This window comes from Nocardia sp. NPDC051900, assembly GCF_044452545.1.
Lineage (GTDB): Bacteria > Actinomycetota > Actinomycetes > Mycobacteriales > Mycobacteriaceae > Nocardia > Nocardia sichangensis.
Genome location: NZ_JBITBU010000004.1, coordinates 302,515 through 327,117, shown reverse-complemented (window position 1 = coordinate 327,117; position 24,603 = coordinate 302,515). Strand labels below are relative to the sequence as shown.

General features: G+C 67.2%; 29 protein-coding genes and 5 pseudogenes. 11 read left to right on the top strand and 23 right to left on the bottom strand.

Features of this window, described 5'->3' with window-relative positions; all coding sequences use genetic code 11:
• Positions 1 to 12: 12 nt before the first annotated feature.
• The 5 genes from ACIA5H_RS08535 to ACIA5H_RS08515 form a co-directional block, all read right to left on the bottom strand.
• Positions 13 to 270: a hypothetical protein gene (locus ACIA5H_RS08535; RefSeq protein ID WP_355075164.1), complete on the bottom strand. Its 258-nt coding sequence runs from the start codon at positions 268 to 270 to the stop codon at positions 13 to 15.
• Positions 271 to 285: 15 nt separating this feature from the next.
• On the bottom strand, positions 286 to 936 hold the full coding sequence (locus ACIA5H_RS08530) for a hypothetical protein (RefSeq protein ID WP_397074873.1): 651 nt from the start codon (positions 934 to 936) through the stop codon (positions 286 to 288).
• The gene (locus ACIA5H_RS08525) at positions 933 to 1,721 is read right to left on the bottom strand and encodes a hypothetical protein (RefSeq protein WP_397074871.1); all 789 of its coding nucleotides are present in this window, start codon (positions 1,719 to 1,721) and stop codon (positions 933 to 935) included. The genes ACIA5H_RS08530 and ACIA5H_RS08525 overlap by 4 nt, the downstream gene beginning before the upstream one ends.
• A 73-nt stretch (positions 1,722 to 1,794) precedes the next feature.
• Positions 1,795 to 2,115 carry a WXG100 family type VII secretion target gene (locus ACIA5H_RS08520; RefSeq protein WP_355075161.1) on the bottom strand — a complete coding sequence of 107 codons (321 nt, stop codon included), beginning with the start codon at positions 2,113 to 2,115 and terminating at the stop codon, positions 1,795 to 1,797.
• A complete protein-coding gene (locus tag ACIA5H_RS08515; protein WP_397074868.1) occupies positions 2,112 to 2,477 on the bottom strand; it encodes a WXG100 family type VII secretion target in 366 nt (121 codons plus the stop codon). Before ACIA5H_RS08515 ends, ACIA5H_RS08520 begins: the two co-directional genes overlap by 4 nt.
• A gap of 524 nt (positions 2,478 to 3,001) precedes the next feature.
• On the opposite strand from ACIA5H_RS08515, the gene ACIA5H_RS08510 reads away from it, so the two are divergent.
• Positions 3,002 to 3,511: a threonyl-tRNA synthetase editing domain-containing protein gene (locus tag ACIA5H_RS08510; RefSeq protein WP_397074866.1), complete on the top strand. Its 510-nt coding sequence runs from the start codon at positions 3,002 to 3,004 to the stop codon at positions 3,509 to 3,511.
• 62 nt (positions 3,512 to 3,573) lie between these two features.
• Here ACIA5H_RS08510 and ACIA5H_RS08505 read toward each other — a convergent pair.
• A pseudogene (locus ACIA5H_RS08505) lies at positions 3,574 to 3,779 on the bottom strand (enoyl-CoA hydratase-related protein); the annotation flags it as partial.
• Between the two features lie 238 nt (positions 3,780 to 4,017).
• Between ACIA5H_RS08505 and ACIA5H_RS08500 the strand changes: the two are divergent.
• The 5 genes and pseudogenes from ACIA5H_RS08500 (at position 4,018) to ACIA5H_RS08480 (ending at position 6,488) form a co-directional block, all read left to right on the top strand.
• Entirely contained in the window at positions 4,018 to 4,671 is a 654-nt protein-coding gene (locus tag ACIA5H_RS08500; RefSeq protein WP_397074863.1) for a TetR/AcrR family transcriptional regulator, read from the top strand.
• A 43-nt stretch (positions 4,672 to 4,714) separates the two neighbouring features.
• Positions 4,715 to 4,858, top strand: a complete 144-nt coding sequence (locus ACIA5H_RS08495) for a hypothetical protein (protein WP_379253828.1) — start codon at positions 4,715 to 4,717, stop codon at positions 4,856 to 4,858.
• Positions 4,859 to 4,997, top strand: a pseudogene (locus tag ACIA5H_RS08490) (3-hydroxyacyl-CoA dehydrogenase); the annotation flags it as partial. It lies immediately after the preceding gene.
• Positions 4,998 to 5,188: 191 nt separating this feature from the next.
• Positions 5,189 to 5,665 carry a GNAT family N-acetyltransferase gene (locus ACIA5H_RS08485; RefSeq protein WP_355075154.1) on the top strand — a complete coding sequence of 159 codons (477 nt, stop codon included), beginning with the start codon at positions 5,189 to 5,191 and terminating at the stop codon, positions 5,663 to 5,665.
• A 1-nt stretch (position 5,666) separates the two neighbouring features.
• Entirely contained in the window at positions 5,667 to 6,488 is an 822-nt protein-coding gene (locus ACIA5H_RS08480) for a hypothetical protein (protein ID WP_397074860.1), read from the top strand.
• Between the two features lie 12 nt (positions 6,489 to 6,500).
• On the opposite strand, the gene ACIA5H_RS08475 is transcribed toward ACIA5H_RS08480, so the two are convergent.
• The 5 genes from ACIA5H_RS08475 to ACIA5H_RS08455 all read right to left on the bottom strand — a co-directional run bounded on the left by ACIA5H_RS08475 (position 6,501) and on the right by ACIA5H_RS08455 (position 11,610).
• The gene (locus ACIA5H_RS08475) at positions 6,501 to 7,472 is read right to left on the bottom strand and encodes an SCO2521 family protein (RefSeq protein WP_397074858.1); all 972 of its coding nucleotides are present in this window, start codon (positions 7,470 to 7,472) and stop codon (positions 6,501 to 6,503) included.
• 1 nt (position 7,473) lies between these two features.
• A complete protein-coding gene (locus ACIA5H_RS08470; RefSeq protein WP_355075148.1) occupies positions 7,474 to 8,484 on the bottom strand; it encodes an SCO2522 family protein in 1,011 nt (336 codons plus the stop codon).
• Positions 8,485 to 9,399 carry an SCO2523 family variant P-loop protein gene (locus ACIA5H_RS08465; RefSeq protein WP_355075146.1) on the bottom strand — a complete coding sequence of 305 codons (915 nt, stop codon included), beginning with the start codon at positions 9,397 to 9,399 and terminating at the stop codon, positions 8,485 to 8,487.
• A 10-nt stretch (positions 9,400 to 9,409) separates the two neighbouring features.
• On the bottom strand, positions 9,410 to 11,260 hold the full coding sequence (locus ACIA5H_RS08460) for an SCO2524 family protein (RefSeq protein WP_397074855.1): 1,851 nt from the start codon (positions 11,258 to 11,260) through the stop codon (positions 9,410 to 9,412).
• Positions 11,261 to 11,478: 218 nt separating this feature from the next.
• A complete protein-coding gene (locus ACIA5H_RS08455) occupies positions 11,479 to 11,610 on the bottom strand; it encodes a hypothetical protein (protein WP_397074853.1) in 132 nt (43 codons plus the stop codon).
• A gap of 74 nt (positions 11,611 to 11,684) precedes the next feature.
• Between ACIA5H_RS08455 and ACIA5H_RS08450 the strand changes: the two genes are divergently transcribed.
• A complete protein-coding gene (locus ACIA5H_RS08450; protein ID WP_397074851.1) occupies positions 11,685 to 12,305 on the top strand; it encodes a hypothetical protein in 621 nt (206 codons plus the stop codon).
• On the opposite strand, the pseudogene ACIA5H_RS08445 reads toward ACIA5H_RS08450, so the two are convergent.
• From ACIA5H_RS08445 to ACIA5H_RS08420, 6 genes and pseudogenes are all read right to left on the bottom strand, one after another.
• Positions 12,283 to 12,542 (bottom strand): annotated as a pseudogene (locus tag ACIA5H_RS08445) (hypothetical protein); the annotation flags it as partial. The gene ACIA5H_RS08450 and the pseudogene ACIA5H_RS08445 overlap by 23 nt on opposite strands.
• A 52-nt stretch (positions 12,543 to 12,594) precedes the next feature.
• Positions 12,595 to 12,819 carry a hypothetical protein gene (locus ACIA5H_RS08440; RefSeq protein ID WP_355075138.1) on the bottom strand — a complete coding sequence of 75 codons (225 nt, stop codon included), beginning with the start codon at positions 12,817 to 12,819 and terminating at the stop codon, positions 12,595 to 12,597.
• 279 nt (positions 12,820 to 13,098) lie between these two features.
• A complete protein-coding gene (locus tag ACIA5H_RS08435) occupies positions 13,099 to 14,319 on the bottom strand; it encodes a PucR family transcriptional regulator (protein ID WP_379253884.1) in 1,221 nt (406 codons plus the stop codon).
• Positions 14,320 to 15,184: 865 nt separating this feature from the next.
• Positions 15,185 to 15,349: a hypothetical protein gene (locus ACIA5H_RS08430; RefSeq protein WP_379253834.1), complete on the bottom strand. Its 165-nt coding sequence runs from the start codon at positions 15,347 to 15,349 to the stop codon at positions 15,185 to 15,187.
• A 188-nt stretch (positions 15,350 to 15,537) separates the two neighbouring features.
• Positions 15,538 to 16,008: a DIP1984 family protein gene (locus ACIA5H_RS08425; protein WP_397074848.1), complete on the bottom strand. Its 471-nt coding sequence runs from the start codon at positions 16,006 to 16,008 to the stop codon at positions 15,538 to 15,540.
• Positions 16,009 to 16,077: 69 nt separating this feature from the next.
• A complete protein-coding gene (locus ACIA5H_RS08420; protein ID WP_397074846.1) occupies positions 16,078 to 17,295 on the bottom strand; it encodes an FAD-dependent monooxygenase in 1,218 nt (405 codons plus the stop codon).
• Between the two features lie 83 nt (positions 17,296 to 17,378).
• On the opposite strand from ACIA5H_RS08420, the gene ACIA5H_RS08415 reads away from it, so the two are divergent.
• Positions 17,379 to 17,936 (top strand): TetR/AcrR family transcriptional regulator, encoded by a 558-nt coding sequence (locus ACIA5H_RS08415; RefSeq protein WP_397074844.1) that lies wholly within the window; start codon positions 17,379 to 17,381, stop codon positions 17,934 to 17,936.
• Between the two features lie 124 nt (positions 17,937 to 18,060).
• On the opposite strand, the pseudogene ACIA5H_RS08410 reads toward ACIA5H_RS08415, so the two are convergent.
• Both ACIA5H_RS08410 and ACIA5H_RS08405 read right to left on the bottom strand, forming a co-directional pair.
• Positions 18,061 to 18,183, bottom strand: a pseudogene (locus tag ACIA5H_RS08410) (ABC transporter permease); the annotation flags it as partial.
• 51 nt (positions 18,184 to 18,234) lie between these two features.
• Positions 18,235 to 19,077, bottom strand: coding sequence for a TIGR03620 family F420-dependent LLM class oxidoreductase (locus ACIA5H_RS08405; RefSeq protein ID WP_397074842.1), 843 nt, complete (start codon positions 19,075 to 19,077; stop codon positions 18,235 to 18,237).
• A 100-nt stretch (positions 19,078 to 19,177) separates the two neighbouring features.
• Here ACIA5H_RS08405 and ACIA5H_RS08400 point away from each other — a divergent pair, with 100 nt between their 5' ends.
• Entirely contained in the window at positions 19,178 to 20,074 is an 897-nt protein-coding gene (locus ACIA5H_RS08400) for a LysR family transcriptional regulator (protein ID WP_397074840.1), read from the top strand.
• Between the two features lie 212 nt (positions 20,075 to 20,286).
• On the opposite strand, the gene ACIA5H_RS08395 is transcribed toward ACIA5H_RS08400, so the two are convergent.
• Together ACIA5H_RS08395 and ACIA5H_RS08390 are read right to left on the bottom strand one after the other, a co-directional pair.
• Positions 20,287 to 20,658, bottom strand: coding sequence for a hypothetical protein (locus ACIA5H_RS08395; protein ID WP_379253839.1), 372 nt, complete (start codon positions 20,656 to 20,658; stop codon positions 20,287 to 20,289).
• Positions 20,655 to 21,218, bottom strand: coding sequence for an RNA polymerase sigma factor (locus tag ACIA5H_RS08390; protein WP_356965622.1), 564 nt, complete (start codon positions 21,216 to 21,218; stop codon positions 20,655 to 20,657). The genes ACIA5H_RS08395 and ACIA5H_RS08390 overlap by 4 nt, the downstream gene beginning before the upstream one ends.
• A 280-nt stretch (positions 21,219 to 21,498) precedes the next feature.
• Between ACIA5H_RS08390 and ACIA5H_RS08385 the strand changes: the two genes are divergently transcribed.
• Positions 21,499 to 22,464 (top strand): DMT family transporter, encoded by a 966-nt coding sequence (locus tag ACIA5H_RS08385; protein ID WP_397074837.1) that lies wholly within the window; start codon positions 21,499 to 21,501, stop codon positions 22,462 to 22,464.
• Between the two features lie 138 nt (positions 22,465 to 22,602).
• Here the strand turns inward: ACIA5H_RS08385 and ACIA5H_RS08380 are convergent, their stop codons facing one another.
• Positions 22,603 to 23,184, bottom strand: a complete 582-nt coding sequence (locus ACIA5H_RS08380; RefSeq protein WP_397074835.1) for a TetR/AcrR family transcriptional regulator — start codon at positions 23,182 to 23,184, stop codon at positions 22,603 to 22,605.
• 99 nt (positions 23,185 to 23,283) lie between these two features.
• On the opposite strand from ACIA5H_RS08380, the gene ACIA5H_RS08375 reads away from it, so the two are divergent.
• On the top strand, positions 23,284 to 24,264 hold the full coding sequence (locus ACIA5H_RS08375) for a zinc-dependent alcohol dehydrogenase family protein (RefSeq protein ID WP_397074833.1): 981 nt from the start codon (positions 23,284 to 23,286) through the stop codon (positions 24,262 to 24,264).
• Positions 24,265 to 24,288: 24 nt separating this feature from the next.
• On the opposite strand, the pseudogene ACIA5H_RS08370 reads toward ACIA5H_RS08375, so the two are convergent.
• A pseudogene (locus ACIA5H_RS08370) lies at positions 24,289 to 24,528 on the bottom strand (transcriptional regulator); the annotation flags it as partial.
• Positions 24,529 to 24,603 lie beyond the last annotated feature (75 nt).

The following is a 24,603-nucleotide window of genomic DNA, read 5'->3' as shown; positions in this document are numbered from 1 at the left end:
CGACTCCCGCGGTTACCCCCAGTACTCGCCCCGCTTTTTGCGCTCTTCCACTTCGGCCAGGTATTCGGCTTCCTGGGGGGTGCCTAATTTGTCTTCGTCGCCGAACCGGTCGCGCAAGTGGATTCGCTCGTTTTCCGGTACAGCGTCGCGGCGTGCGTTGAATGCCGCCCATCCCGCCTCAATCTTCGCCCGTTCCTCATCGGAAATATCGACGGGGTGCGGGTATTCACCGGGTGCATAAAACGTCTTCCCGTTGATCTCTTCCGGCATTGTCCTCTGTCCTTTCTATGGCCGGGGCACTTCGCGCATTCGAACGATGATGCGTCCTGTCTCCGGGTCGGGAAATTTATCCTCCACATAAAACGGGGTGTCGGTCTTGAACACGACTTCCAGCTCTTCGGGAACACTGGAATGGTGGCCGATGTAGCGGCCGTCTGCCGACCAGATTTGCATTTCCACCGGCAGATCCTTCGCAGCGGCCGGGGTAGCGGACGCCGAGGTGAACGGCTTTTCGATGACCGTTGATCCGGGCTCGTACCGTGCCAGGTCTTCCGAGGAGATGTCCACGCGCCGGGTCACCGGTCCGTCGTAGACGGGGCACTTGTCCAACGCGGCATTCATCGCGTCGCGCTCGGCTATCTGTGCGGGTGTCAGTGGCTCGCCGGATCGGATCGCGGTGTTGAGTGGTGCGCTGTTGCCGGTGTAGCGGCCGATCGTCTCGATATCCGCTCGCGGTAGATCCACCTTGGGGATGCCTTCGGGATGTTCGATCTTGGGTAGCTCGATCGGGTCCTTTTTCGGCGGTCCGACCGGATCGGGTTTGACCGGCAGGCGCCCGCCTGGCAGAGCCTCGAGGTCCCGCACGTGCCGGGCGATATCCTCGTCCATCTTCACCCCGGCCGCGATCCTGCGTTCGGTCTGCCATTGCTCGATCATGAGCCGGATCGGCCGGGCATACCGCGCACAGATCGCAGCGGCACCGGCAACACCGACAGCGCGGACACACCGAAGGTGATCCAGCTCGAGGCAATCGAGATGGCCGCGTTGATGGCCAGCTCGGTCAGCAGCGCATCCCGAATCGCCTCGAGTTGTGTCTTGAGGTTGGCGCGTAGCTCGTCCAGCGCGACACGGTGGTCGCGGCAGGATTGGGCAAGATCGTTCATCGCGGTGATCACCGATTCGGCGGAAGCCTTGACCGTGCGCAGGTCTTCATCGATGAACGCGACTTCGGGTGCGGTGAGCGAATCGAAGGCCACGGCCGCGGCCTCGAGCGCGGCCGGGAAAGATGCCACCGTTTCGGCCGCCGCGGTCCGCGCCCACGTATCGCCCGCATTGGAGATGGTCGTGGCGTTGCCGTCCGGCACGATGATGCCGATCATCTCGGCGAGCCCGATCCCCTCATCGACCAAGCCATTTCCGGGACCGCCGGCCGATGGCAACGGAATTCGGCACACCACCACCGGAGGCAGGAACGGCGCGGGCTGGGCGGGTGGTGGCGCTGCCTCACCGATGGTTGCTTTGTGTTCGGCTAGCTCGTGGTTGTAGCCGAGGGTCTGCAATACCGTGGCGTAGTCGTGCGCGGCGGTAGCGATTTTCGATACCATGCTCAGAATGGCAGCGGCCCGATTGTCGTAGGACTCGCCCCACTTCTTCGCATCCGAATACGAGCCCGCCATATTCGTAGCCATGGCCATGTTCGGCCACTCGTCATCGATGGACATCCAGAATCGCGACGCGGCATCGGCTAATTCTGCGCGGTGTCGTAGTAGACCGGCACCGACACGTCGAGCACGGTCACCGCGGGGCCCCGTCGCCACCGCTACCGCCACGCCCGAGGATGGCCAGATTGGCCGCCACGACAGCTTCGTACTCTTTGCGAGCGGATGCGGCGGCGGACTTCATCCTCGCGAGCCCGTCACGGATCTTCGCAGCGGCGGTGGTCCACTCGGCGTGAGCCAGGGCGTGAGCTTCGGCGGCTTCACCGTTCCATGTTCCTTTCAGAGCGGCTATGCGTTCGTCTATCTCGACCAAGGAATCGGCCACAAATCCGTTCAAGCCCTCTATTCGGGCGGTTACGGATTCCAGGTGCGCGAGATCGACGCGATACTCGGTCACGGGTTCTCCCAGCGGTTTCGGTTTGGATCGCGGTCAGATCGGGGCAAGCTCAACGAGCTGTACTGGTTCGCGGCCTCCGTATCGGCGGCCGCGCTGCGGTCGACCACCACGCCCAGCAAGTCGGCCATGTCGGCCAGCGCTTCGAACACCTCGAGTGCGGCACTATGGGTCTCGTCCCAGGCGCCCGCGTATGCGCTGGCCGCCGCGCCGCGCCAGCTCGACATGAGCCCGTCGACTTCGGCACTGGCCGAACGCAACCCGCTGATGAGGGCCTGCGCGGTCTGTTGCACATAGCGCCCCGCACCGGAGACGGTTTCAGGAACCACGGTGAACGTGGTTGTGGCAGACGGGTCGTACGTCAACTGCTATGCCCTCTCATCCCCCCACAGGATGGTTTCGAATGGTTGGACGCACCGGACAGTCGTTCGGTTCCATCCAAAACTCAAACTCTCACACTGGATCTTCCGTGACCCAAATCCGAGTGTGGTGGGCGAGCCTCGCTCGACGACGGGTGGACCGCGCCGGGGCGGCTCCGGGATCCGCAGGTCGAATCAAGTGCCGAGGAGCGAGTGCTCGAGAACATCCCGATTTCGCAACACTCCATGGGCTCATCGACGGCTTCAGGTCGATCAGCGGCGACCTGTGCGATGTCGGCACGGGGCACAGATCTCGGCGTAAGCGACCTTGTCGACACGCCCGGTGTAGATCTGAGTGTTCGATGTAGTCGACACCACGGCAGGCTCCTCAGTCCGAGTGGTGGCCCAAGCCCTCCAACCGAGGGAAGGCGCCGCGGCGATGGTCGGCCTTTATAGTTCACACCGCGGCCGGCCATCAAGGGCGATGACGGTTGGCTGGTGATCAGATGGTTTCCAGGTGAGGACTCGACGTGAACATATTGAGTCAACGTTGTCGAACACTCGACTATGCCGTAACCACTCCCAGTTCCGCCGCGATGCCGCTCGAGCCCGACATACCCGGGGTGACACACGAATTCGGCGAGTGCCTGCTTCTGCTCATCGGTGTCGAGTGCGGAGACTCGACGTTCACCCGTGCCGCAGCCAAAGCGATTCGCCGTATCGCGCGCAAGACCGACACTACCTGGATCGTCATCAATGGCTTCTCGCATCTCACCCGGCCCGGTCACGAATGCGACACCACGACGGCGAGAACCGTGCTCGCCCGGATCGCCGAACACCTGCGCGATCACGACTTCGCCGTGCACATGATGCCATTCGGCTGGAACAAGACCTGGCGCATGGAAGTACGCGACGGCGAGTGGGAGCAACGGATGACCCGCTTCCCGCCGATCCATGCCGACCGCAACGATCGCGCCCGGCTCGAAGGCGTGAGAGCTGAACACTCGAGCTCCGAGTCCCGCGCGTTGACGAGCCCGTGACCGCCGGGAAGTAGCGGGCGCGCGAAGCGCATCTCTGCCGCCCGCAATGGCATATCCCGGTGGTGATCGTGGGAGAACTGCTTACCCGCACCGCGCAGCACGATGACCGCGCCTCGTCGTCCTCGGCGGCACGCACCCAGGCGGCGTCGAGTTGATCCAGCAGTTCGCCGTTCTGCGCGTTGGCCGCCTCCGGGCGGTCGAGAGTAATGGTGGCGATCCGGTCGGCGGCCTCATAGCGAATGTACGAATCGAGCTCCTCGGAGTACAAGACGGCCGAGCTCGTGCCCGACGGCGACGGCGCACCGAAGGGCGACCTGAGCGGTCCGAACGGACCACCGCGGTCTGCCTCCTCCCCACCGCCGCTCAGGTGCGAGAATATTATTCTCGTATCAGGAAAGGATAGTCTCACAACTGGGCGGACACGGCGACTCGAGAACCCGATGACACACCGTTCTCCCGTACAGTGCACTCATGTTCTCTCCATATGACCGAGGACCGAGGCGCCCGTGACCAGCCCGAGCGAGAAACCGGCCTGGAAGCAGCGCGCCATCGAGCGCTCCCTTCGCACCGCGAAGTTGCGCGCCGAGGAGCGCGTGCAGCGGTTCCTGGACGCCGCCCAGGCGATCATCACCGAGAAGGGCAGCACGGACTTCACGGTGCAGGAGGTGGTGGACCGCTCACGGCAGTCCCTGCGCAGCTTCTACCTGCAGTTCGACGGCAAACACGAACTGCTGCTCGCCCTCTTCGAGGACGCCCTGAGCCGCACGTCCGACCAGCTGCGCGCCGCCGCCGACGGCCAGACCGACCCGCTGGACAAACTCCAGGTGGCCGTCGAGCTGCTGTTCGAGCTGTGCCGGCCGGATCCGTCGGCGCAACGCCCACTGTTCACCGATTTCGCACCCCAGCTGCTGATCTCGCATCCTGATCACGTGAAGGTCGCGCACGCGCCGATGCTGGCGCTGTTCACCGAACTGATGGACCTGGCCAAGAACGCGGGCCGACTGCGCCCGGAGGTCGATTCGCGCCGGACGGCGGCCATGGTCATGCAGACCGTCATGTTCACCGCGCAATCCGCGGGAGCGGCCGACGACGAGACGCAGCATCCGATCACCGCGTCCGAAGTATGGAACTTCTGCGCCCACGGTTTCGCTCGCTACTGAGAACTCCATTCTCTCGATAGAGAGTTTAACTTACACTTGGTGCATGCCGATCTTCGAGACCGAACTCGGAATCCGCTACGTGCACACCGACGCCACCGACGAAGACTCTGTGCTCGCCACCGTCGCCGAAGCGGAATCGCTCGGGCCCTGCGCATCTCGGTCGACACCCACGGAGGAGGCCTACTGAGGCCCGCAGGTGCCGTTCCTCGAGCGCATGGGCCGTTCCGAGGAGTACGCCGAGCTGGCCCGCCGCCATCATCGAAAACGACTACCTCAACGGCGAAGTCATCCGCCTCGACGGCGCCTTGCGCTTCCCGCCGAAGTAGCCCGCTGCGCGGCGAGCGAGCCCGACTGCCTCCGTGACAGCCTCGCGGCATCGCCCGGGTCGTCCGGCGCGGACGCGACACCGACCGCCCGCCGCGCCGGGGAACGATTTCGCTGGTTCTACACTGACCCCGCTCGGTGAGTGACGTTTAAGCTGGAATCGGACGGCCTATGCCCTGGCAGTAGGGAGCGGATGAACATCGCCAAAGCGCCTCAGCCGGAATACCGGCGGGCCTGCTTCGCCGATCTGGACGACATCGCGGCCATCGAGGCCGAGGTGTTCGCCGAGCCGTACCTGTATCTGATGCTGCGCCAGCTGTTCGACCTGCACGGATCCGAATGGCTGGTCGTGGAGGTGGATGGCACGGTGATCGGTTACGCGCTGACCCTGGAGAAGAAGGGCCGGGCGTTGCTGTTCACCTTCGCGGTGGCCAAGAGGCACCAGGGCGGAGGGTACGGGCGCGGCCTGCTGAGCCGCACACTGCAGACGTGCCGGAAAGTGGGAGCCGAAGTGGTGTACCTGACCGTGCGGCCGGACAATCAGCACGCGAGCAACCTTTTCAAACGAGCGGGCTTCGAGTTCGTCGAGCACGACGACCGGTATTTCGGCCCTGGCGAGCCCCGCGACGTTTTCGAATACCGGCTGAAAGGCCGACCGCTAGACTCGTGACATGGGGGAGATCTCGCCCTTCGTCGCATCCGTCTCGACCCGGATCACAAGGCGCGCCGACGAATACACCGCCGAACTCGATCGGGGTGAGCGCTCCGAGCAGACCGAACTGGAGCGGTTCGCAGCGCACGCCGAGGCTGTTCTGGCCGACTACGACCCGCCCAGCGCGCGGCGGCGCTCCGATTCCCTGGTGTTCCGGCACCTGTACGCCGCCGCACGGCAACCGATACCCGACGAGGCCGGCTGGCGCGTGCCGAGCGCGATCCCGGCGGCGCTGCTGGCCGCGGAACTCGAATTCCGCGGCCCATTGCGGCTGAGCAGCCGGCAGAACACCATGCTGGCCGAGGTGTACGAGCAGTTGGGCGCCCAGCTCTCCGCGGCGCGTCTGCCCGGTCACGCCGCCCTCGCCTATCGCAGAGGCGCCGCCCTGTACCGGATGAACGAGGACGACGAAGCGCAGGACCGCTGCGGTCTGCGCTTGGCGCGGGCGCGCACGCTCGCGCTGCCGCCGGGCTGGCGGCGGTGGACCGGACAACTGTCGTATGTGCTGTGCGGCTACGGATACCGGCCGTTCTGGCTGCTCGGCTGGGTTGCGGTGCAGCTGGTGCTGTTCACCGTCGCCGCTTTGGCCCTGAACGGCAATCCCTCGCCCGCCGCCACCGTCTATACCTGCGTGACCAGCTTCATCAATCCCCTGGGCCCCAGTGACACCGAGGATCTGCGCCCGATCGCCCGGCCGTTGTTCGCCGTGGAAGCGTGGATGGGCACGGTGTCGATGTCGGTGTTCTTCGCGCTGCTGGTGCGCAAGTGGTTCCGGATGTAGCGCGACGCGGCGCTACCATTCGGCGTCGAAAGCCTTGTGCCGCAGCGCGTCCAGCGTCGCGATGGCGATACGGTTCTGCAACCGCGCGACGAGGGCGTTCCACTGGCGAGACAACCCGGGATCCGTCTGCAACTTCTGCCACAACGTCCGCATCGATGCCGGAGTGTGCGCTCCCGGCATCCACAGTCCGGTGAGATCCTCCAGCACGGGGGCGAGGATGTCGGTGCGTTCGCGACTGTGCGAGGGGAAGCGGTCGGCCTCGGCCAGCGCGTCGGTGACGACGGTCAGCAGCCAGTCGTGCGCGGCCAGGTCCTCGCAGAACCGCTGCGCCTCATGCAGATCGGCCTCGTTGCGCACCCGCATCCGGACGGTGCGCACGGTGGCGTCGTCCAGGTGCAGCTTGGCGGTGGGGCCCGCACCGCCCCCGATCCAGGCAACCCAGCGCAACCGGGTGGCGCCGGTCCGCACCGGCGGCTTCTGGTCCAGCCTGGTGTCGGCGCGCAGGCGAGCCAGCAGTCGCTCGCTGATCGAAGCCAGGTCCAGCGTCTCGGCGCCGACCGGACCGGTGAGATAGCCCTCGGCCAAAGCCTCGGCGCTGCCGCTTCTTTCGGGCAGGCGGCTGATGACCTCGGTCACGCCCTTGCGGCTGAGGTAGTGCGACCACGTCTGCCTGCGCCGGTTGGCCGCGCGGACCACCTGGGTGCGCGCGCTGGACTGCAGCACGCGGCCGCCGGACAGGACCGCGCTCGTCGCCACGGTCCCGACGATGTGGGCGGTCTGCTCGCCCACGGCCAGATCGCAATCGACGCCGACCGCGGTGGTCGGCGACACCGCCAGCGTGCCCGGCCGCTCCCGCCAGCGCACCGTGCAGCCCGGCATGAGCGCCAGCAGATCGCAGGCCTCGGGTCCGGTCAGCGCGGTCGCCGACGGCAGCAGGCAGGTGCGTACTTCACCGAGCACGAGCAAAGGCGTGGTCGAGGCCATGTCAGGCTCCGTCGAGCAGCAGGTGCGAGAGCCGTTCGCTGACCGCGCGCGGCACCGGCACCGGTGGCACCTCTCCACCGCCACGGACGATGGTCTGTTCGACCACGTCGTCGTCGAGATCGAGATGGTCGAGCACCAGCCGCACCGCGTGCTCGATGCCGATGTACCGCTTGGGCAGCATCGACAAGGTCTTGTAGGCGGCGAACGGCGCGGCGGACGGATTGAGCCGCACCACCGGCGGAATGTCGTGCCAGCGACGCGGCGCGAGATCCTCGCGGCGCCATGGTTGCGGATCCACCACGGCGGCGCCGTGGTAGCGCAGCATGCCCAGCCGCAACAGATGCCAGACCGCGGCCAGGAACGGGCACGACCAGCGCGTGACCGCCACCCCGTCGACGACGTGCTTGCTCCACAGTTCCACGTCCAGGAAGATCGAATGCTCGCGGCGGCCGAACTCCTCCGGCGGCTGATAGATCCGCTGCCGCATGGCCTGGCCGCGTTCGTCCTCGGAGGACCGCCGCCCGTTGCACAGCCAGCCCGATTCCGCGGTCGGCGGCCTGCGGCCGGTGCTCGGCGGCGCGGGCTCGGCGACGATGCGCGCGGCCACCATCTCCGCCACGGGAATCGGCTCACCGAACGCCACACCGTCGACGAACCTCGAGGCCCGCCAGCAGGCGGACTCCCGGGCCAGATAGTCGATGACCAACCCGGCTTCGTCCGCGGCGCCCAGCAGCTTGGTGAGGATGGCGGCGGGGTCGGTGTCGGGCTGGAAGTAGTCGTCGATCAGGTAGCAGGTGCTGACCCGGGCGTTCGGTCCGAACTGCACCTTGGCCGACTCGGTGAAGGCAGATACCAGCGGGACGATGCGGCGGAACTCCGCGCCGACCCGTTCGATGTCGGAGCTGATGTCGTTGAGATAGAAATGCCCGACCTCGATCGACAAGTGCGACAACGGGACCTGAGCGATTCGCGGCTGTTCCGTGGCCTCGCTGTAGCCCTGTGTTTCCCCCATCTACAGCCTCTCCCAGGTCGCGTTGTCGACCAGTCGTCGAGCGAGCTCGGCATAGGCCTGCGCGGTCTGCTCGTTGGCGATCTGGGCGTTGACGTCGGCGTCGAGAATGAGCTGCTCGCGCCGTTGCAGCACCGGCTCGATCGGGGTTGAGCCGAGCACCGCCGTCGTGCCGAGCCGTTTGGCGGTGGCCAGCCGCCGCAGCGCGGTGTCCTGCTCTTGCAGCCACGCCGCCTGCGCCGGGCGCTGGGCGACACCGTCCCAGTTGGCGTCGGGCACCGCGGTGCGCACGTAACGCACCGACCCGAGCAACTCCTCCGGGTCGTGGCCGCACTCGGCTCCGGCCTTCAGCAATCCGTGCGAGCCGTACACCAGGCCGGCGGCGGCCAGGATGTGCTGGCGCGTCCAGCGGTGGAAGATCAACCATCGAGCGGTCAGCCCGCGCAGTTGCGGCAGGGCGGTCGCCTGCAACACGATCTGCAGCGCCGCGGAACGCCCCGCGCTCAGATCCACGAACACCACCCGGAACTCGTGATCCAGCGCGACCAGCAGTTCCGCGCAGCGCTCGACCACCGCGTCGTCGTCGGTGAGGAATTCGGCGCCGCCCTCGTCTCCCGGCAGCAGCACCAGCCGCCCCGAGTTGGGGCCGATCCGGCGCAGTTCCGGCCGATCGGTCGCCGCGCCCACGTCGACGCGGGCGACGGTTCCGCTCTCGCCGAGCAGGTAGGAATGCACGCCGCCGCTGGGCACGCCGCGTTCGGCCGCGCCGATCTCGAACAGCGCACCGGCCGTGGGCGAGCCGAGGTCGAAGTCGGCGTAGACGACGTTGAGGCCGGAACGGCACAGCCGGTAGGCGATGTTGCAACTGGTCACCGACCGTCCGGTGCCGCCCTTGTCGGAGGTGGAGAACACCAGCACGATGCCGCCCCTACCGTGTCGCGTCCCGGCGGGCGTAGGCCAGTTCGTCGAGCTGGACCAACGCCTGCGTGGCCAGGCTGTAGGCGGTGCCGGGACGTTCACGCAGCACGCGGCGGGCCCGGTCCAGCGACTGCCGGATCCGGTTGATCGCCGCCTGTTTCGGCGAGCGATCCTGGCCCTCGACCTCCAGTTCCTCCTGATTGAGCAGATGCTCGGCCTCGCTGAGCAGGTCCACCGCGCGGGCGACCATCGCCTGCGGAGCCAGCGGCGGTTGCTCGAAGGTGCTGTACGCGATGACCAGGCATTCCATCATTCGCTCCGTGACGAACCAGGACGGCCCTTCCGTCCGTACCTCGCCCGTGCCGACCAGCCTGCCGATGTCGTCCCACAAACCGACCACCGAGCCGTTCCGCAGCACCCGCCGGTCGAGGTGATCCATCGCCGCCTCGGCGAGTTCCATCAACCGATCGCGGGTGTCCACGTCGGTGCGCAGGCGTGCGGCATCCAGGCAGCGTTTGAGCAGCAAGGTCGCGAAATCCGGGACGTACCAGATCAATCGGGATCCGTCGGCGACGTCCTCGCTGCCGGCCAGGTTCAGTCGCACACCCGGGAAGTGCAATGGCGCGGCCGGATCATCGACCGTGAACCGGCTGGTGATGCGTCCCCGGCGGGCCAGCTGGTCGAGCACCGACACCGTGCGCGCCAGGTCCTCGGTGCTCTCCCGGTAGACCAGGTCCTGGATGAGTACGGCGGCGACCACGAGACTGAAGTACTCCGATTCCTCGCCGTCGGAGGTACGCCACGGGATGTCCTCCAGCGGCCAGCGGCCACTGTCGAAGCGGGCGACCCTCGACCAGTAGTTGCGGGTCAGCTCGAAGCGCAACTGCAGCGCGTCGGCGAGCGTGCGCTGCTCGTCGGTCAGCAGATCGAGTTCCCGGATGCGCTGCGACGACAGGTCGCTGATGCCGTCCAGTGCGACGGCCGTGAAGTACAGGTAGGGACGGGATTCGGCGTGCCCGGGCGTGCTGCTGACCCGGCCGGGCACGAGGTCGATGGGTTCGGCGCTGCGCACGATGCCCCAGCTCCATCCGCATTCGAACAGCCGCCCGTCGTCGGCGATATCGATCTCGGTGGTCTGGCTGAGCCTGACCTCGTTGGCCGCCTGCACCCGCAGGCGTTCCAGCTGTGTCGACAGCCGTTCGATGACCTCGTCGGACGGCGTGCGGGACTGATTGAGCATGTAGACGATCGACTGGCCGTATTCGGTCTTCGGCTCCGGTGTGTGGATGACGAAACTGCGGACCAGGCCCGCCATCGCCGCGGTGAGCCGCGCGCTGACCTGTTCGATCACCATGGGGATCCGCTCGCGCAGCTGGCGAGCCTCCAGCCGGACCTCACCGCTGACGAAGCGCATGAATCCGCGCAGGAATCGCAGCGCCGCGATGCACAGACTCAACGACATCGAGTACGAGTCGACGACCTCCACCGCCTGCTGACCCGGGGTGAGCGGAGTGTCGTCGCCCGAGCGCAAGTAGGAGCCGCTGGCGAAGACCGGTTCGCCGTCGGGTCCGGTGTAGCGGCGCAGATAGTCCTCCACCAAGTCGACCAGGACGCCGCCGATGCGGGTCTCCTCGCCGAACGGGGCGAGAGCGGACCGGACGTCGGGACTCATGTCGTTCGGCTGGTCCAGCGCGAACGCCGCGATCTCGGTAGCCGGATACAGCAGGCAGAGCAGTTGTTCGGCGTCGCTGATCGAGTTGGCGCCGTCGCGCCCGCCCCACGTCCACGTTCCGTTCCGATAGGAGTAGGCCAGCACCGCTCGCCACAGCTCGAGCAACTGCTGCCTCGGCCGAATCCTCATCGTTCTCGGACCTCGCCCCCGCATTCGACCGGCGGCGCCGGACGTCGTTACCTAGAGTGTGCCCCGCGAATGTTCACTTAGCCAAGCACCCTTTGCAGGACCGCCGGTTGCCGCGAGATATCCTGCGATGCACTTGGTTCCGCGCAATCTTCGCGCGTCCGACGGGCTATTGCACGGCTACTGTCCCGGCGTCGCCGCCCGCGACCGGCGACGCGGCGTCAGCCCCGGCCCGCGGTGAGTTTGCTGATCACCGCGTGGAAGTCCGCGGTCTGGAAGGAGAGATCCTCCGTGGTCGTCGCGTAATCCAGGGTGGCCGGCACCGCCCTGACGTCCACCGGTCGTGACCGCATCGAGCACGCCCGGCACACACCATCCGCACACCGCACGCACGAGTTCTCCACACAGCCGACGTAGGTTTGCCGTTGTGTTCGTGAAGACGCTTCGTTCGGCCACGCCACCTCTTGCGGCCGCTCTCCTGACCGTGGTCACACTCGGCTATACGTTGCATCGCGGCTGGATACTGACTCAGCTGTGGCTCCTCGCCTTGCCGTTGTCCGCGCTGGCGTTCCTGATCTCGATCGCACTGTTCACTCTCGCGCTGTGGCGGGCGCGACGCGACGCGCGGCGATGGCCCTTGGCGGTCACGGCGGTACTCGCGGTGATCGGTCTCTGCGGACCTGTCTTCCTCATCCTCGAACCCGAGGCCGCCGCGTGGACCCGGTTTCAGCTCGAGCGCCCAGCGTTCGCTGCGGCGGCCACAGTGGAAGTGCCGGAGCCTGGCGCAGGCGACTACTACGGTGTCGCGCTACCGCGTCACCTGTGCTTCGTTTCGGCGAACTGCAAGGTGGCGGTCATCGGCACCAGCGGTGGACAGCCGGTACGTTTCGTGCCCGACTACGTCGGAATCCCGGACGGCGCAGTCGGTTACGGGCACTTCACCGGAACACCCGGAGCCGGGCCGTACGACGGGTTCGGCGATCCTATCTGCCCAACGACGGAGCTGGCAGGCGGATGGTGGTGGCTCACGCCTTGCCCCGAGGCCTAGTGCCTCGTCCGGCTTCGTGGTCGCGGCCGCCCGCACAGGGCCGCCGGTCACGGCCTCGGCTGCCACGCTCGCCCAATCGCGGCGGTGGCGCGTAGCGGGGCTCGTAGCCGGCGATCCGGATCGGGCTGCCGACCAAACGGAATTCCCCGCCGTCGCCACGATTTCGGGGCTGGCATCCAGCGCTTCCGGCAGGTCGCGGACCGCGGCGGCGGGAATGCCGAGCGGGCGACGCCGCTGTCCCAGGGTTGGGCAGTCGGATTCGCTGACGCCGGGACTGATCTGGTTTCGATCATTTCCATCGCCGCTGCCGGCACCGCGGTTGCGGCGGAATGAGTTTCGTCCAGAAGTCATGGCGTACCGCGTCCCACAACTTGGTCATTTCCGGAAGAAGTTCTCGCGCTTGTGCGAGATCCGGAAAGTTCTCGGGACCGAAGGATACGATCGGCGTGACGCCGGATGCCTCGTGGACGGCGACGATGGAGATCAAGTGATCCTGGAACAGCCGCCATGTCACGTGAAATCCTTCGACCTCGGTTCTTCGCATATCATTCATGTTCGGTTTCCAACTCTTCGACTCTGGCCCAATGCATTTCAACCGTTATCGATGTCGGCCTCCTGATTTTGGTTTCACGAATAATCGGTCGGGTCGGGTCCGGGCATGAATGGAGAATGCAAACATGCCCTATATCGCATCTACTGACGCTCGCCCGGCGTCAGCGCTACCGCGCTGCGACCGGTAACGGCGCACGCTGATCGACTGGAGTGATTCCGCACCCACTCGACCGCACGCCGATCACGTGCGGTATGTGCGGGCGACCAACGCAGAACGCAGGCGCCAAAGCCCACTCGCCTCGGCCGGATCGAAACCCGTGAGCTGACCGATCCGCTTGAGCCGGTAATCCACGGTGTTGGTGTGTACGTGCAGTAGCCGCGCAGTGCGCCGGCGGTTCAGGTTGTGCGCTATATGGATTTGCAGAGTCTCCAGCAGTTCCGGATATTCATCCAGGGGATCGAGCAGCGACCCGAGCTGTTCGCGGGCAGGGCCGGGGCGGGTGAGCTGGTATTCCAGAGCCAGCTCGTCGAAGTGGTACAGGCCAGGCACCGACCCGAGCCGGGTGACCATGTCGAGCAGTTCGTGGGCTTGATCCGCGGCGGCGGGCACGGTGTCGGTAGAGGCGGTCACCTCGGTGGCGGTGATGTGCACGCGAGCCGCCCGCGACAGATGCCCGATCAGTTCCTTCAGGGCCCCCTTGGTGATGTGATCGGCGGGGATGAGCAGGGTGCCACCGTCGACCGAAAGCAGCGAAAGCACGGTATCGTCGCAGCGGGTGGCCAATTCCGCCTGCACACGCCGGAGTTTGCGGCGGGCAACGACTTTCGCGTCCAGCACCGGATTGGACTCGTCCGGGTGAGACGGAATGGCGAGGGCTATTACGCGATAGCGCTCGGAGATGTCGATGCCACACTCTCGGGCCATGGTGGAAGTGGGATGGCCCCCGAGCAGCGCCGAGGTCAGCGTGTGCACCGCGGTGTGGTGCTCCGACACGACCGCGCGCAGTTCACGCACATAGGCCGCCGAGACCGCCGTGGTCATGGTGTCGAGCATTTCGACGACGAGTTTGGCGCCGTCGAGGATGCTTCGATAGTCGGCCGTACTGACGGTGAGCATCGGATCGGTGTCAGCTGAGCCGGAGGCACGCTGCTCGGCCAAGGCTGTGGACACCACCAGGTCGAAGCCGATCTTGAAACCCTCATGGATAGCGTGGTGAATGGTACCGATGGGCACACCTTCGCGAGCCCATTGCGCCGCCGCCTCCTCGAGTTGCCCGGTCTTCTCCGAAATGTTGCTGCCGTCCAGCATGCTGACTGCCAGCTCCAAGCACACACGGGTGATGATGGTGATGTCGCCATGGATCGCGTCACCAGGCAAGGTACCGCAGGGTGCGACGGTTTCGACAAAATGCCCGACCATCTGCCGCGACAAGGCGCGCACGTCTTTCAGCGGCAGCGACATGGGCCGTCCGGATACAGTGAGTCCTTGCCGTCCGGCGAAGGTGAGAGCCATGGTGGAGCTTCCTTCCACCCCCGTTAACTGAGCTATTGCACCAGCGTAGCCAGCGCAAGAACGTAGAGAACGGTTTACTCCGAGTAACGTGATATTCGGCAAGCGCGGTCGGCAAGCGATAGTGATTGTTCACAATGGCGGTTCGACTGCACTGCCGCCGATGGCCGAGATGGCGCGAGCGACGATTCGAGCATAGCCCGGGGCAAGTGGTCGAAAAAGAGAGTAACCGGCGAGTGCAACGGCGCGAATCCACGCCCTCTCGCGTACGCATCCGCAGCAGACACCGCCTGCCTGGGCCGCGCCGAGTTCGGTCGACCATGCGAGCAATGGAAGTTCGTTTCCCTAATCAAGGTCCAGCGGGCCTGCTGCCGCGCATCGAGCCATTGATACGGGTGGATCGAGCCGGCGTCACCCAAGCCCTAGAGGGTGACCGGCGCACAAACAGGGTGACCTTGGCGAACTCGGGGACCACGTAGATCGGGTTCGGCGCAGGCCGGGCCGAGCCGGGCACGTTGTCAGCGGTGCCGGTGGCCGGTGTCGCCGCGACACCGGCCACCGAGACCCCAGCGCGCAAACCGGCCGAGCCGATCGACCTGCTCCAGGCCGCCGGTGCGAGCAGCGCCACCCGGCCGGGGCGGTCTGGCCTTCGCCAGCGTCCTCGTGCTGTTCTTCGCCCTGCTGCTGCGTAGGCGCTCCGGGCGACCGGCACCCTGATGTCCCGGCCCGCCCACACGGTGGGCGCCGGAAATCCGATCGCACCGGCCCGCGACCTCTGGCACATCCACATCGACGCGGGCGCTTTCGCCGTGGAGTATCACGCGGCACGGCGCAGATCGCGGACGTCGCGGAACTGGGCGCCCACAGCGGATTCGTCATCACCGTCGACGACGACGTACGCCCCGGCCTGCCACCCCTGCCGTGCGGCGGACTCTGGGTCGACGCGAGAGGTGGAGTGCCCCTTACCCGCCCTCGTCGTCACGGATCTGCACATGGTGGTGTGCTGTGTGCTGTGCACTGTCTCGTGTGCGCGGTGCTGGGCTGCGGTGTGAGACGGGGAATCGAACCCCTCGCACTGCCCCTCGTGCGCCGAGAAAGTGGGCCGAATATCCCGTCGGCCCGTCGGGTTCGTGCACGCCTCCGTGACGGCTACCCGCTCCACCTCTCGCGTCAATCCAGCAGGTCCACCTCCCAGTTGGAGCGCTGGATGCGCACGTCGAGTTCCCGCAGTTCCTTGGCGAGGTCATCGGCCTGCCCGCGCAGTTCCGCAACCGGCAACGCCGAGAACATCTTCAACTCGGATCGCAACTGGCGCGCGTACCCGGGCTGCCCCTTGCCCGCCGCGGCGTCCGCCGCAGCCGTGACGAGAGAGTGCCGCAGCCGCAACGCATCCCGGCGGGCCAGCGCGTCGGTCAAGGTGCCGTCGTCTCCGATCCGCGCGGCGGCGTTGGTCCGATTGATGCGCCGGATCAGCGTCTCGTATTCACCGAGCACCTGTCCCGCCTCCACCAGCAGATCCGCCGCGTCCTCAGCGGGCTCCTCCCCCTCCTGAAAGCGAGCGTTACTCACGATCCGAGCACGCAACTGTTCGATTCGGCGCGCCGAATCCGCGCGCAACGCCAACGCCTCCGCCAACTTCACTTCCCCACCTCCGGACATCGACCCATGAACGGTCGAGTATCGACCATGTCACGGTAGGAGTCACCCCAATTAACGCCCTGAGGCTCGCTCGAGGTCCGCGTAATCTCCGGCCGAGATGGTGCGGGCGACTTTCTGCGGGGCGCCGCCGATCAGGCCCCGCCACGGCAGGTACGGCAGCAGGCGCACGTTGAGATCGCGGAAGCGAATCATCGCCTTGCTCGCGGGTGCGTACCACCCGCCCACGCCCTCGGCGAACTTCTGGCAGGCGTCGACCATGGGCCGCATCCGTTGTTCGTAGCGAGCGAACGCGATGCTGTGATCGCCTGCGGCGGCGGCCAACTCGCCCGCGAGGGTGTAGGCGCCGACCAGGGAGAGGTCCGCCCCCTGCCCGGACAGCGGTGACGCGCAGTAGCCTGCGTCACCGACGAGGGCGATGCGGCCCTTGTGCCAGCTGTCCATGCGAATCTGCGCCATCGCGTCGAAATAGAAATCCGGCGCGGGATCGAGGTGGGCGAGCAGTTGCGGCACCTGCCAGCCGAGGCCGGCGAAGGTGTCGGCGACGATCTTCTTCTGTTGCTCGATGTCGCGGTAGTCGTAGTCGATCGGATCGGATGCCCACGCGAAAATCGCTTTGGCCCGCGTGTTCTCCCGGGCGCTGTAGGCTCCGGCGATCTTGCCGGGAGTGTTGTAGTCCAGCTCCCAGTGATCGAGGTCGAGGAAGTTCGGGATCGTGTAGATGCAGATGTAGTAGCCCATATGCCGCGCGAACTGCGACTCCGGCCCGAAAACCGATGTGCGCGTGTGGGAATGAACGCCGTCGGCGCCGATGACCAGGTCGAAGGTGCGCGGTTGGGCGTGCTCGAAGCTCACCCGCACGCCCTCATCGTCCTGCACCAGAGCGGTGATGGAGTCGCCGAAGAGGTATTCGACGTCCTCGCTGGTGGCCTCATACAACACTCGCGCGAGATCGCCACGCTGGATCTCGGTGTCCCCGTTGGCACCGACACCGTTGAACGTCTCGCTGCTGATGCTGGCCCGCGTTCTGCCGGTGGCGTCGACGTAGGAGGTGCCGCGCTTGCCCGTACTCATCTCGTGCACCCGGTCGAGCAGGCCCATGCGCCGCACCACCTCGGTGGCGGTGCCCAGCACGTCGATGGCCTGCCCACCCTCGCGCAGGGTCGGCGATTTCTCCACGATCGTCGGGGTGAACCCGTAGCGCTTCAGCCAGAAGGCCAGGGCGGGACCGGCGATGCTGGCGCCGGAGATCAGGACGTTTCGATTGCTCATCTGCCGCATGCCATGAACCGTACAACTATTTTGCGCATCTGCGCAAGACAAATGTCTAAGGCGATTGCGCTACCATGATCCGTATGGGAAACCGTGAGGATCTGCTGGCAGGCGCACGCCGCTGCCTGTTCGACAAGGGCTACGCACGTACCACGGTGCGCGACATCGCCACCGCCGCCGGGGTGAGCATGGCGGCCATCGGCTACCACTTCGGCACCAAAGAGGCCCTGCTCACCGAAGCGCTGGCCGAGGCGACCCGCGAATGGGGCACCGATCTCGAACACGCGCTCACCCGGTTGCCCGACGAGACCGACCCGTGGCAGCGCTTCGCCGACCGCTGGGACGCGGTGCTGGCGACGCTCGCCGCCCATCGCGGGGTGTGGTCGGCCACCTTCGACGCGCTGGCCCACCCCGAGGCCCGCGACCGGCTCGCCGAGAACCTCGACGAGGCCCGTTCCGGCTTGGCCCGCCTCTTCGACGGCATCGCCGAAACCGACACCGCCGCGGCGCGCAGTCTCGGCACCCTTTACCAAGCCCTGCTCACCGGCGTCGCGGCGCAATACCTCATCGACCCCGAGAGCGCGCCGACCGGAAGCGACCTCGCCGAAGCTCTGCGCCGCATCACCGATCCCACTCGTTGAGATCGCCGACGCGGGACGCCGCCACTTTCGCCTGCCACACGCCCGGGTGAGGTTCCAGTGACGAGTGGTGTCGAGCGACCGGGTTCGAAGCCGAACCAGCACAACGGTGCCGGTGGCGTTTCCGCGCCGATCGAACCCGCACGATGAACCACGACTGCTCGAGGAACTCTCTGGTCTGGAACGGTCTCCGGAACAAGAACCGCACCGCGTCCGCCGACATGGCGAACAGCTCTCCGACGGCCTTCATCGGGCGAATTCGATGAGGCCAGGCGGTTCGTGAACGAACGGGTAGCCGGTGTCAGTTCCGTGGCACGGCGCTGAATACCGCGTCGGCGATCGTACGGAGCGTGCCGATCGGGTCGTCGCCGAGGGCGGTGAGGCCGATGTGGTTCGCGCCCGCTTCGAGGGAGACCTGGATGCCCGCGGCCACGGTGGCCGGGTCGCCGTGCAGCACGAGAGCGTCGATCAGGCGATCGCTGCCCGGCTCGGTGAGGTCGGCGTCGGTGAAGCCGATGCGGCGCAGATTGGCGGTGTAGTTGGCGACGTGCAAGGCAGGGGCCGCGGCGTGGGCTCTGCCGGTCGCGCGGCCTCGTTCGACATCGCTGTCCAACACCACCATTTGGCCGGGCAACACCAGCGGGCGAGCGCCGAGGATCTCCCGCGCTCGCCGAATATATTCGGGCGTCACCAGAACCGGGATCGTCCCGGCGGCGCGGTCGCGCACCAGGCGCAGCATCCTCGGCCCCAATGCCGCCAGCACCACCCGGTCCGAGGGCACACCGGCGTCGGCCAGCTCGGCGAGGTAAGCCACCATCGCGTCGTAGGGCGACGCGTATTCCGGATCCGTTTCGCGGTGTCCGGCGCCGATCCCGAGGATCAACCGATCGGGGTGTTCGGCCGCGATCCGGTGGTAGGAGGCGGCGACCGTCCTCGCGTCGGTGGTCCAGATGTTCACCACGGCGGTGCCGACCACGAGATGCTCTGTGGCGTCGAGTATCCGCTCGGCCACGGTCAGATCGGCGGGTGGCGAGATGGTCAGCCACAGCGCGCCGTACCCGGATCTCTCGATTTCGGCCGCTTGCCGCAGGGTCACCTCGCTGTGGCGCAGGTGGGCTCCGAGCGTACCCAGTTCGATGCTCATGACTTCGACTCCAGCACAGGGCGGTTGGAGGCAGCCAGACCCGATTCCGCTGCGCAGCAATAACATGATGTGATCGCCGCAGGTACCGACGGGAGGCACAGTGGAATTACGTGCTCTGCGATACTTCGTCGCCGTCGCCGAGGAGCTCCATTTCGGCCGGGCCGCCGAGCGGCTGCGCATCGTGCAACCGGCGGTCAGCCAGCAGATCGCACGACTGGAACGAGAACTGGGGGTCCGGCTGTTCGACAGATCGCCACGCCGCGTCCAGCTCACCGAGGCGGGGCGTCGCGTGCTCGCCGCGGCGCGGGACGCGCTCGCCGCCGCCGACCGAGTTCGTGCTGTCGCCGGTCGGCCCGCCGCGACAGTACGCATCGGCACGACAGCAGGACTGACCGCCCGCCTCGAGCGCGGCATCGATGCGCTACGCGAACACACCCCGGCGTTCGAAGTCGTCCTCGTCGATCTGCCGGTCGTCGAGCGGCTGAACGCGCTGCGGCGCGGCGAACTCGACTTGGCGCTGGCCCGCGGTGTGGTCTCCGCGCCGGGGCTCACCGTCTCACCGACCTGGTCGGAACCGCTGCGCGCGGTGGTGTCCAGAAATCATCCCGCCGCGGCGCACGGCGTAGCCGCCATCACCGACCTGGCCGGGGACGCACTGCGCGTCCCGTCCCGGCAGTCCGATCCGCCGCTGCACGACGCGATCGACGCCGCGTTCCGAGAAGCCGGAGTGCGTCCGAAGTTCGGCCGGCCTATCGGAACCACCCAGGACGCCGTAGTCGAGATCGGTTCCGACCCGCACAGCTGGGCCTTGCTTCCGGCGGACCAGATCGCCGAAACCGATTCCCTCCGAGTCCGCGTACTGCCGGTCACCCCACCGATAGCGATCACCGGCAGCGTGATCACCCTCGAGCAGCTCTCGGATCACGCCAGCTGCACCGTCGCCTGCGCGGTCGCGGCGTTCGGCGACGCCACGGCAGACGCGGATAACGGGATGTGACGCGGGCGGAATGGGCCCGCGCTTTCGTTCCCCATCCGGCGCGAAGTCGCGCGCCAGTGAATCGTGTCCGGAACGTGCTGATGGACAGGCGAATCGGTGCTGAAACCTGTCCGGAGAGAATTCGGCAGCTCAGCGGCGCACAGCGACCCGGACCGCACCGAGCCGAGCGCACCCCGCGATCACGCGCTCGGCCTCGATGGACGACGGCCCCGTCAGTCCCGGCGTGACAAGTCCCGCGGTGACCGAACCGCGACACGGTGATCGGCGAAGAGCGATACCGCCGAGTCGGGCACTTGATCGACTGTCGTGTGTTCTGTCCGACAGTGCCCGGCAAGGGTCAATCGACACTGACCGTCGACGCACGAACGCCGCAACCGGCCCCGGGAGATCGTCTGCACCAATCCGATCGCCCAGCAGGTCGGGCACCCGCGCAGCGCGAGCAGACCCACCGGCGCGAGCAGCAAGCTGAACGCCCCGAATACCGGCAGCAATGCGATCGCGCCGATCAGCGCGCCGAAGCCCGCGACACCGCGGGCCAGGTGCCGGGGCACCGAGGCGCTGGCGAAGCTTCGCTCGTCGGTCATTTCGTTCGCTCCTCTCCGGAGTCCGGCCACGGTGTGTTCCGCAGCTCGTGCTGGACCGTCGCGCGGGCGCGGTGCAGCCGTGACTTCATCGCCGCGACGCTGAGCCCGAGCATGCCCGCGACCGTACGGCCGCTGTATCCCTGCACATCGCGCATGATCAGAACCCGCCGCTGGTCGGCGGGCAGCGCCGCGATCACGGCCGCCACCCGGCCTGCTTCGAGCCGCCGCACCGCCTCCTCCTCGGCCGACGCCACGGCGGCGTCCGGAATCGGCTCGGGCTGCCTGGTCTTCGTTCGCCACTGCCGCAGGCACTCGTTGCGGACGATGCGGAACATCCACGACGCCAACGCGCCGGAGGCCCGCAAGGTCCCGATCTTGCGGTAGAGGATGATCAGCGCCTCTTGTGCGGCGTCCTCCGCGTCTTCGGCGGAGGCGCACAGTGTGTGGGCGAACCGGCGGACATGCGGATAGGAGCCCGATACCAGTGTGGTGATCGCCGCGGCGTCGCCCTCGCGCGCCGCCACGACCAATTGTTCGTCGGGCCAGATCCGGTCAGTCACGGGAGCGGCTCCGGCGGCGAAGCAGCGTCACGCTACACCAGCCGACCAGCACGGCGGCGACAGCGATAGCGGCAATGATCACAACGACCTCCTCGTTACCGTGCCGACCCGGTTGCCGGCACGACTATGAGAGGACCGACCGCGGGAAAAGGATTCACACCGAATCTCAGCACGACGCCACGCGTGTTCGAAGCAGTGCTCCGGTCCAATCGCCTGCGCACCTCGCCATCGCGCGGATAATCGGATGCCCTCGCCGAACCTTCGGTTGTAGCGTCGGCGGATGCTCAATGGTTCGCAGCGGCAGCGATTTCTGGGAGCGGTGTGGCGCGGAGTTCGGGCACGGCCCCGGTCGGCGATGGCCGTGGGCGCGCTCGGCGTCGCGACCTCGGGGGTCTTCATCGATCTGTCCGGCGCCGCACCGGCCACCGCCACGTTCTTCCGTTGTGCCCTCGCGTTGCCGTTGCTGTGGCCGCTGGCCGGTGGTGAACGGGGCCGGGAAGGTGCGCTGTCCTGGCGACAGGCCGCGGTCGCCGTCACGGCCGGTGCGCTGTTCGCCGCGGACGCGCTGCTGTGGACGCGAGCGATCTACGAGGTCGGCGCCGGATTGACCGCGGTGCTGGTGAACGCGCAGGTCGTCATCGTCCCGCTGCTGGCGCTGCTCATCGACCGCGAGCCGATCCGGGGCGCGTTCCTCGTCGTCTCGCCGTTCCTGGTGGCGGGCATCCTGCTCACCGGCGGCGTCTTCGAGACCCGAGCCTCCGGCAGCGACTCCGTATCGGGCACGGTCCACGCCGTCCTCGCCGCGTTGTGCTACTCGGCGTTCCTGTTCCTCCTGCGCCGCGGCGGGCACAACGGGCAGGTGGTCCAGTCCTACCGGGTGGTGCTCCTGTCCGCGGCCGTCGTCGGAGCGCTGTGGCCGGGGGCCACGTTCACGCCGGGCTGGGCGGCTCTGGGCTGGCTGACCCTGACGGCGGTGTGCGGACAGATCGGCGGCTGGCTGTTGATCGCCCTGGCCACCGCTCACCTGAGCAGCACGGTGAGCGCGGCCATGCTCATGCTGACCCCGGTCGGTGCGCTCGCCTTGGCGGCGGTCGTCCTCGGCGAGCAGCCCACGATGCTCCAGTTGTCCGGCTGCGCACTGGTACTCGTCAGCGCCTACGCGGCTTCGACGTCCGGCTCCGGACGACACCGGATCACGGCCACCGTGCGGAAACGACTGGGCGACTCGCCAAGCGTCGCCGCCTGAAATCCGCAGCCGGTAAGGCTCATCGAGCGGGCGAGATGACCGTCGCCACTCGACCCCGAGGTGTGGAACTTCTGCGCCTACGGCTTCACCGGCCGCCCCGTCCAGCCGAGCGAGATTTCCGGAGGTGTCGCCCGCGGGTCACCGCGATGGTTGCGGCCAGCGCTCGAGGGTTGCCAGAAAGCTCTCGGCGGCGTCCTGGACCCGGTCGCGGTCGCCGGTGGCGAGCAGGTCGAGCAGCAGGCCGCGGATCGTGGCGATCACCAATGTGGCTGTGCGAGCCGCGGTCTCGGGGTCGGTGTCGGACGCCTGGGCTTCGCACAGTGCGATCTTCCAGTCGGTGACGACATGGTCGAGGAAGTCGGCGAATTGGCGCGGAGCTTGCAGAGCGCGCCCGTAGACGGCGAAGAACAGCTTGAACTCCGCCCACCGCCGCGGGTCGGAGCTGCGGGTCCAGACCGCCCGGGCCGCCGTCGCCAGGTCGGGATGCGCGCCCGCCGCATCACCGGTGGCAGCGAACATGCGCCGCCGCAACCGCTCGAGGATGGCTTGAAGCATTTGTTCTTTGGTGCCGAAGTGGTGCACCAGGGTGGTCGGTGAGACCCCGAGGCCTGCCGCGACCGGCCGCCACGACAGTTCGGAGAGCCCATGCTCGATCGTGTAGTCGACCACCGCCTCGAGCAGCTCTTCCCGGTGTCGATGGTCGACCGGCCGCCCTGCCATCGTTGCGCTCCCTCGTTCGCGGATTGACATTCCTAAAACGACTGTACTAGAAATTGTTCCTAGAACGACTGTACAAGAAATTTGAGTCAGGAGTCTTCCATGTCACGAGTCGTCGTCTTCGACGAGACCGGCGCCCCCGAAGTCCTGCGCATCATCGACGAACCGGTCGGCGACCCGGGCATCGACGAGGTGCGAATCAAGGTCGAAGCCATCGGCATCAACCGACTGGACCAGATGGCGCGTGCGGGCATGTCCCCGCGGCCGATCCGAATGCCACACGCCCGTCTCGGAGTCGAAGCAACCGGAACGATCGATGCCCTCGGCGCCGGGGTCGAGGGATGGGCGATCGGCGATGCGGTCGTCGTCACCGCCGTGCCCGACATGGACATCAACGGCACCTACGCCGAACACATCGTCCTGCCCGCCGATCGGGTCATCGCTCGACCCGCCGGACTGGACGCCACGAGCGCCGCAGCGCTATGGGTGGCCTACTCCACCGCCTACGGCGCCCTCGTCGAGAAGGCCGCGATGCGACCCGGTCACCATGTCCTGATCACCGCCGCCTCCAGCTCTGTCGGCCTCGCCGCCATCCAGATCGCCAACCAGATCGGCGCCGTTCCCCTAGCCGTCACCCGGCACGCCGCGAAGCGGGACATCTTGCTGGCCACCGGCGCCGCCGCTGTCATCGTCACCGACCACGACGATGTCGTCGAGGCCACGCACCGGCACACCGCCGGGGCCGGCGCCGACATCGTCTTGGACTCCGTCATGGGTCCCAGCCTGGCCCAACTGGCCGACGCGGCAAAGCCGTTCAGCGGCATCCTGGTCACGGTGGGCTGGCTCGATCCCCGGCCCGCGCCGTTCCCGGCCAGCCCGATCACGATGCACCGGTACATGAGCTTCGAGCACACCCTCGACCCTGTGGCGGTGCGCCGCATCGCGGCATTCCTGACCGCGGGCATCCGCACCGGTGCCCTGCACCCCACGATCGACAGCGTGTTCACCCTCGACGACATCGTCGCCGCACACCACCACCTGGAACAGGGACATCAGGTCGGCAAAATCGTCGTCACCATCTGACCCTCGCGTTGCGTTCAGCGGGGCTTGCAGCGCGGTGGCCAGGGCGTCGTGGACGGATTCGGAGGCGCCTGCGAGGCTGCCGCGTTCCATGCGCACGTAGTAGTCGACCGAGACCCGGCGAGCAGGGCGACCTCTTCGCGGCGCAACCCGGCCACGTGGCGGTTGCCGCCGTAGGCGGGCAGCCCGCCTGCTGCGGGTCAGCCGCGCGCGGCGGGTTCGCAGGAACTCGCGGATTTCGCTGCGCAGTTCCCATGATCTGCGCACTATCCGGCGTTACGGGATGTTCTTGGCCCTGAGGGCTCTTGCTCGTTCCTCGGATCGTGTTGTCCCGCATCGAGT

Bases quoted from the DNA above. Each gene is read 5' to 3' on its own strand.
- ACIA5H_RS08535 (WP_355075164.1), bottom strand. From the start codon at position 270: ATGCCGGAAGAGATCAACGGGAAGACGTTTTATGCACCCGGTGAATAC.
- ACIA5H_RS08530 (WP_397074873.1), bottom strand. From the start codon at position 936: ATGATCGAGCAATGGCAGACCGAACGCAGGATCGCGGCCGGGGTGAAG.
- ACIA5H_RS08525 (WP_397074871.1), bottom strand. From the start codon at position 1,721: ATGTCCATCGATGACGAGTGGCCGAACATGGCCATGGCTACGAATATG.
- ACIA5H_RS08495 (WP_379253828.1), top strand. From the start codon at position 4,715: ATGCCGATCTTCGAGACCGAACTCGGAATCCGCTACGTGCACACCGAC.
- ACIA5H_RS08485 (WP_355075154.1), top strand. From the start codon at position 5,189: ATGAACATCGCCAAAGCGCCTCAGCCGGAATACCGGCGGGCCTGCTTC.
- ACIA5H_RS08480 (WP_397074860.1), top strand. From the start codon at position 5,667: ATGGGGGAGATCTCGCCCTTCGTCGCATCCGTCTCGACCCGGATCACA.
- ACIA5H_RS08475 (WP_397074858.1), bottom strand. From the start codon at position 7,472: ATGGCCTCGACCACGCCTTTGCTCGTGCTCGGTGAAGTACGCACCTGC.
- ACIA5H_RS08470 (WP_355075148.1), bottom strand. From the start codon at position 8,484: ATGGGGGAAACACAGGGCTACAGCGAGGCCACGGAACAGCCGCGAATC.
- ACIA5H_RS08460 (WP_397074855.1), bottom strand. From the start codon at position 11,260: ATGAGGATTCGGCCGAGGCAGCAGTTGCTCGAGCTGTGGCGAGCGGTG.
- ACIA5H_RS08455 (WP_397074853.1), bottom strand. From the start codon at position 11,610: ATGCGGTCACGACCGGTGGACGTCAGGGCGGTGCCGGCCACCCTGGAT.
- ACIA5H_RS08435 (WP_379253884.1), bottom strand. From the start codon at position 14,319: ATGTCGCTGCCGCTGAAAGACGTGCGCGCCTTGTCGCGGCAGATGGTC.
- ACIA5H_RS08420 (WP_397074846.1), bottom strand. From the start codon at position 17,295: ATGAGCAATCGAAACGTCCTGATCTCCGGCGCCAGCATCGCCGGTCCC.
- ACIA5H_RS08415 (WP_397074844.1), top strand. From the start codon at position 17,379: ATGGGAAACCGTGAGGATCTGCTGGCAGGCGCACGCCGCTGCCTGTTC.
- ACIA5H_RS08405 (WP_397074842.1), bottom strand. From the start codon at position 19,077: ATGAGCATCGAACTGGGTACGCTCGGAGCCCACCTGCGCCACAGCGAG.
- ACIA5H_RS08395 (WP_379253839.1), bottom strand. From the start codon at position 20,658: ATGACCGACGAGCGAAGCTTCGCCAGCGCCTCGGTGCCCCGGCACCTG.
- ACIA5H_RS08385 (WP_397074837.1), top strand. From the start codon at position 21,499: ATGCTCAATGGTTCGCAGCGGCAGCGATTTCTGGGAGCGGTGTGGCGC.
- ACIA5H_RS08380 (WP_397074835.1), bottom strand. From the start codon at position 23,184: ATGGCAGGGCGGCCGGTCGACCATCGACACCGGGAAGAGCTGCTCGAG.
- ACIA5H_RS08375 (WP_397074833.1), top strand. From the start codon at position 23,284: ATGTCACGAGTCGTCGTCTTCGACGAGACCGGCGCCCCCGAAGTCCTG.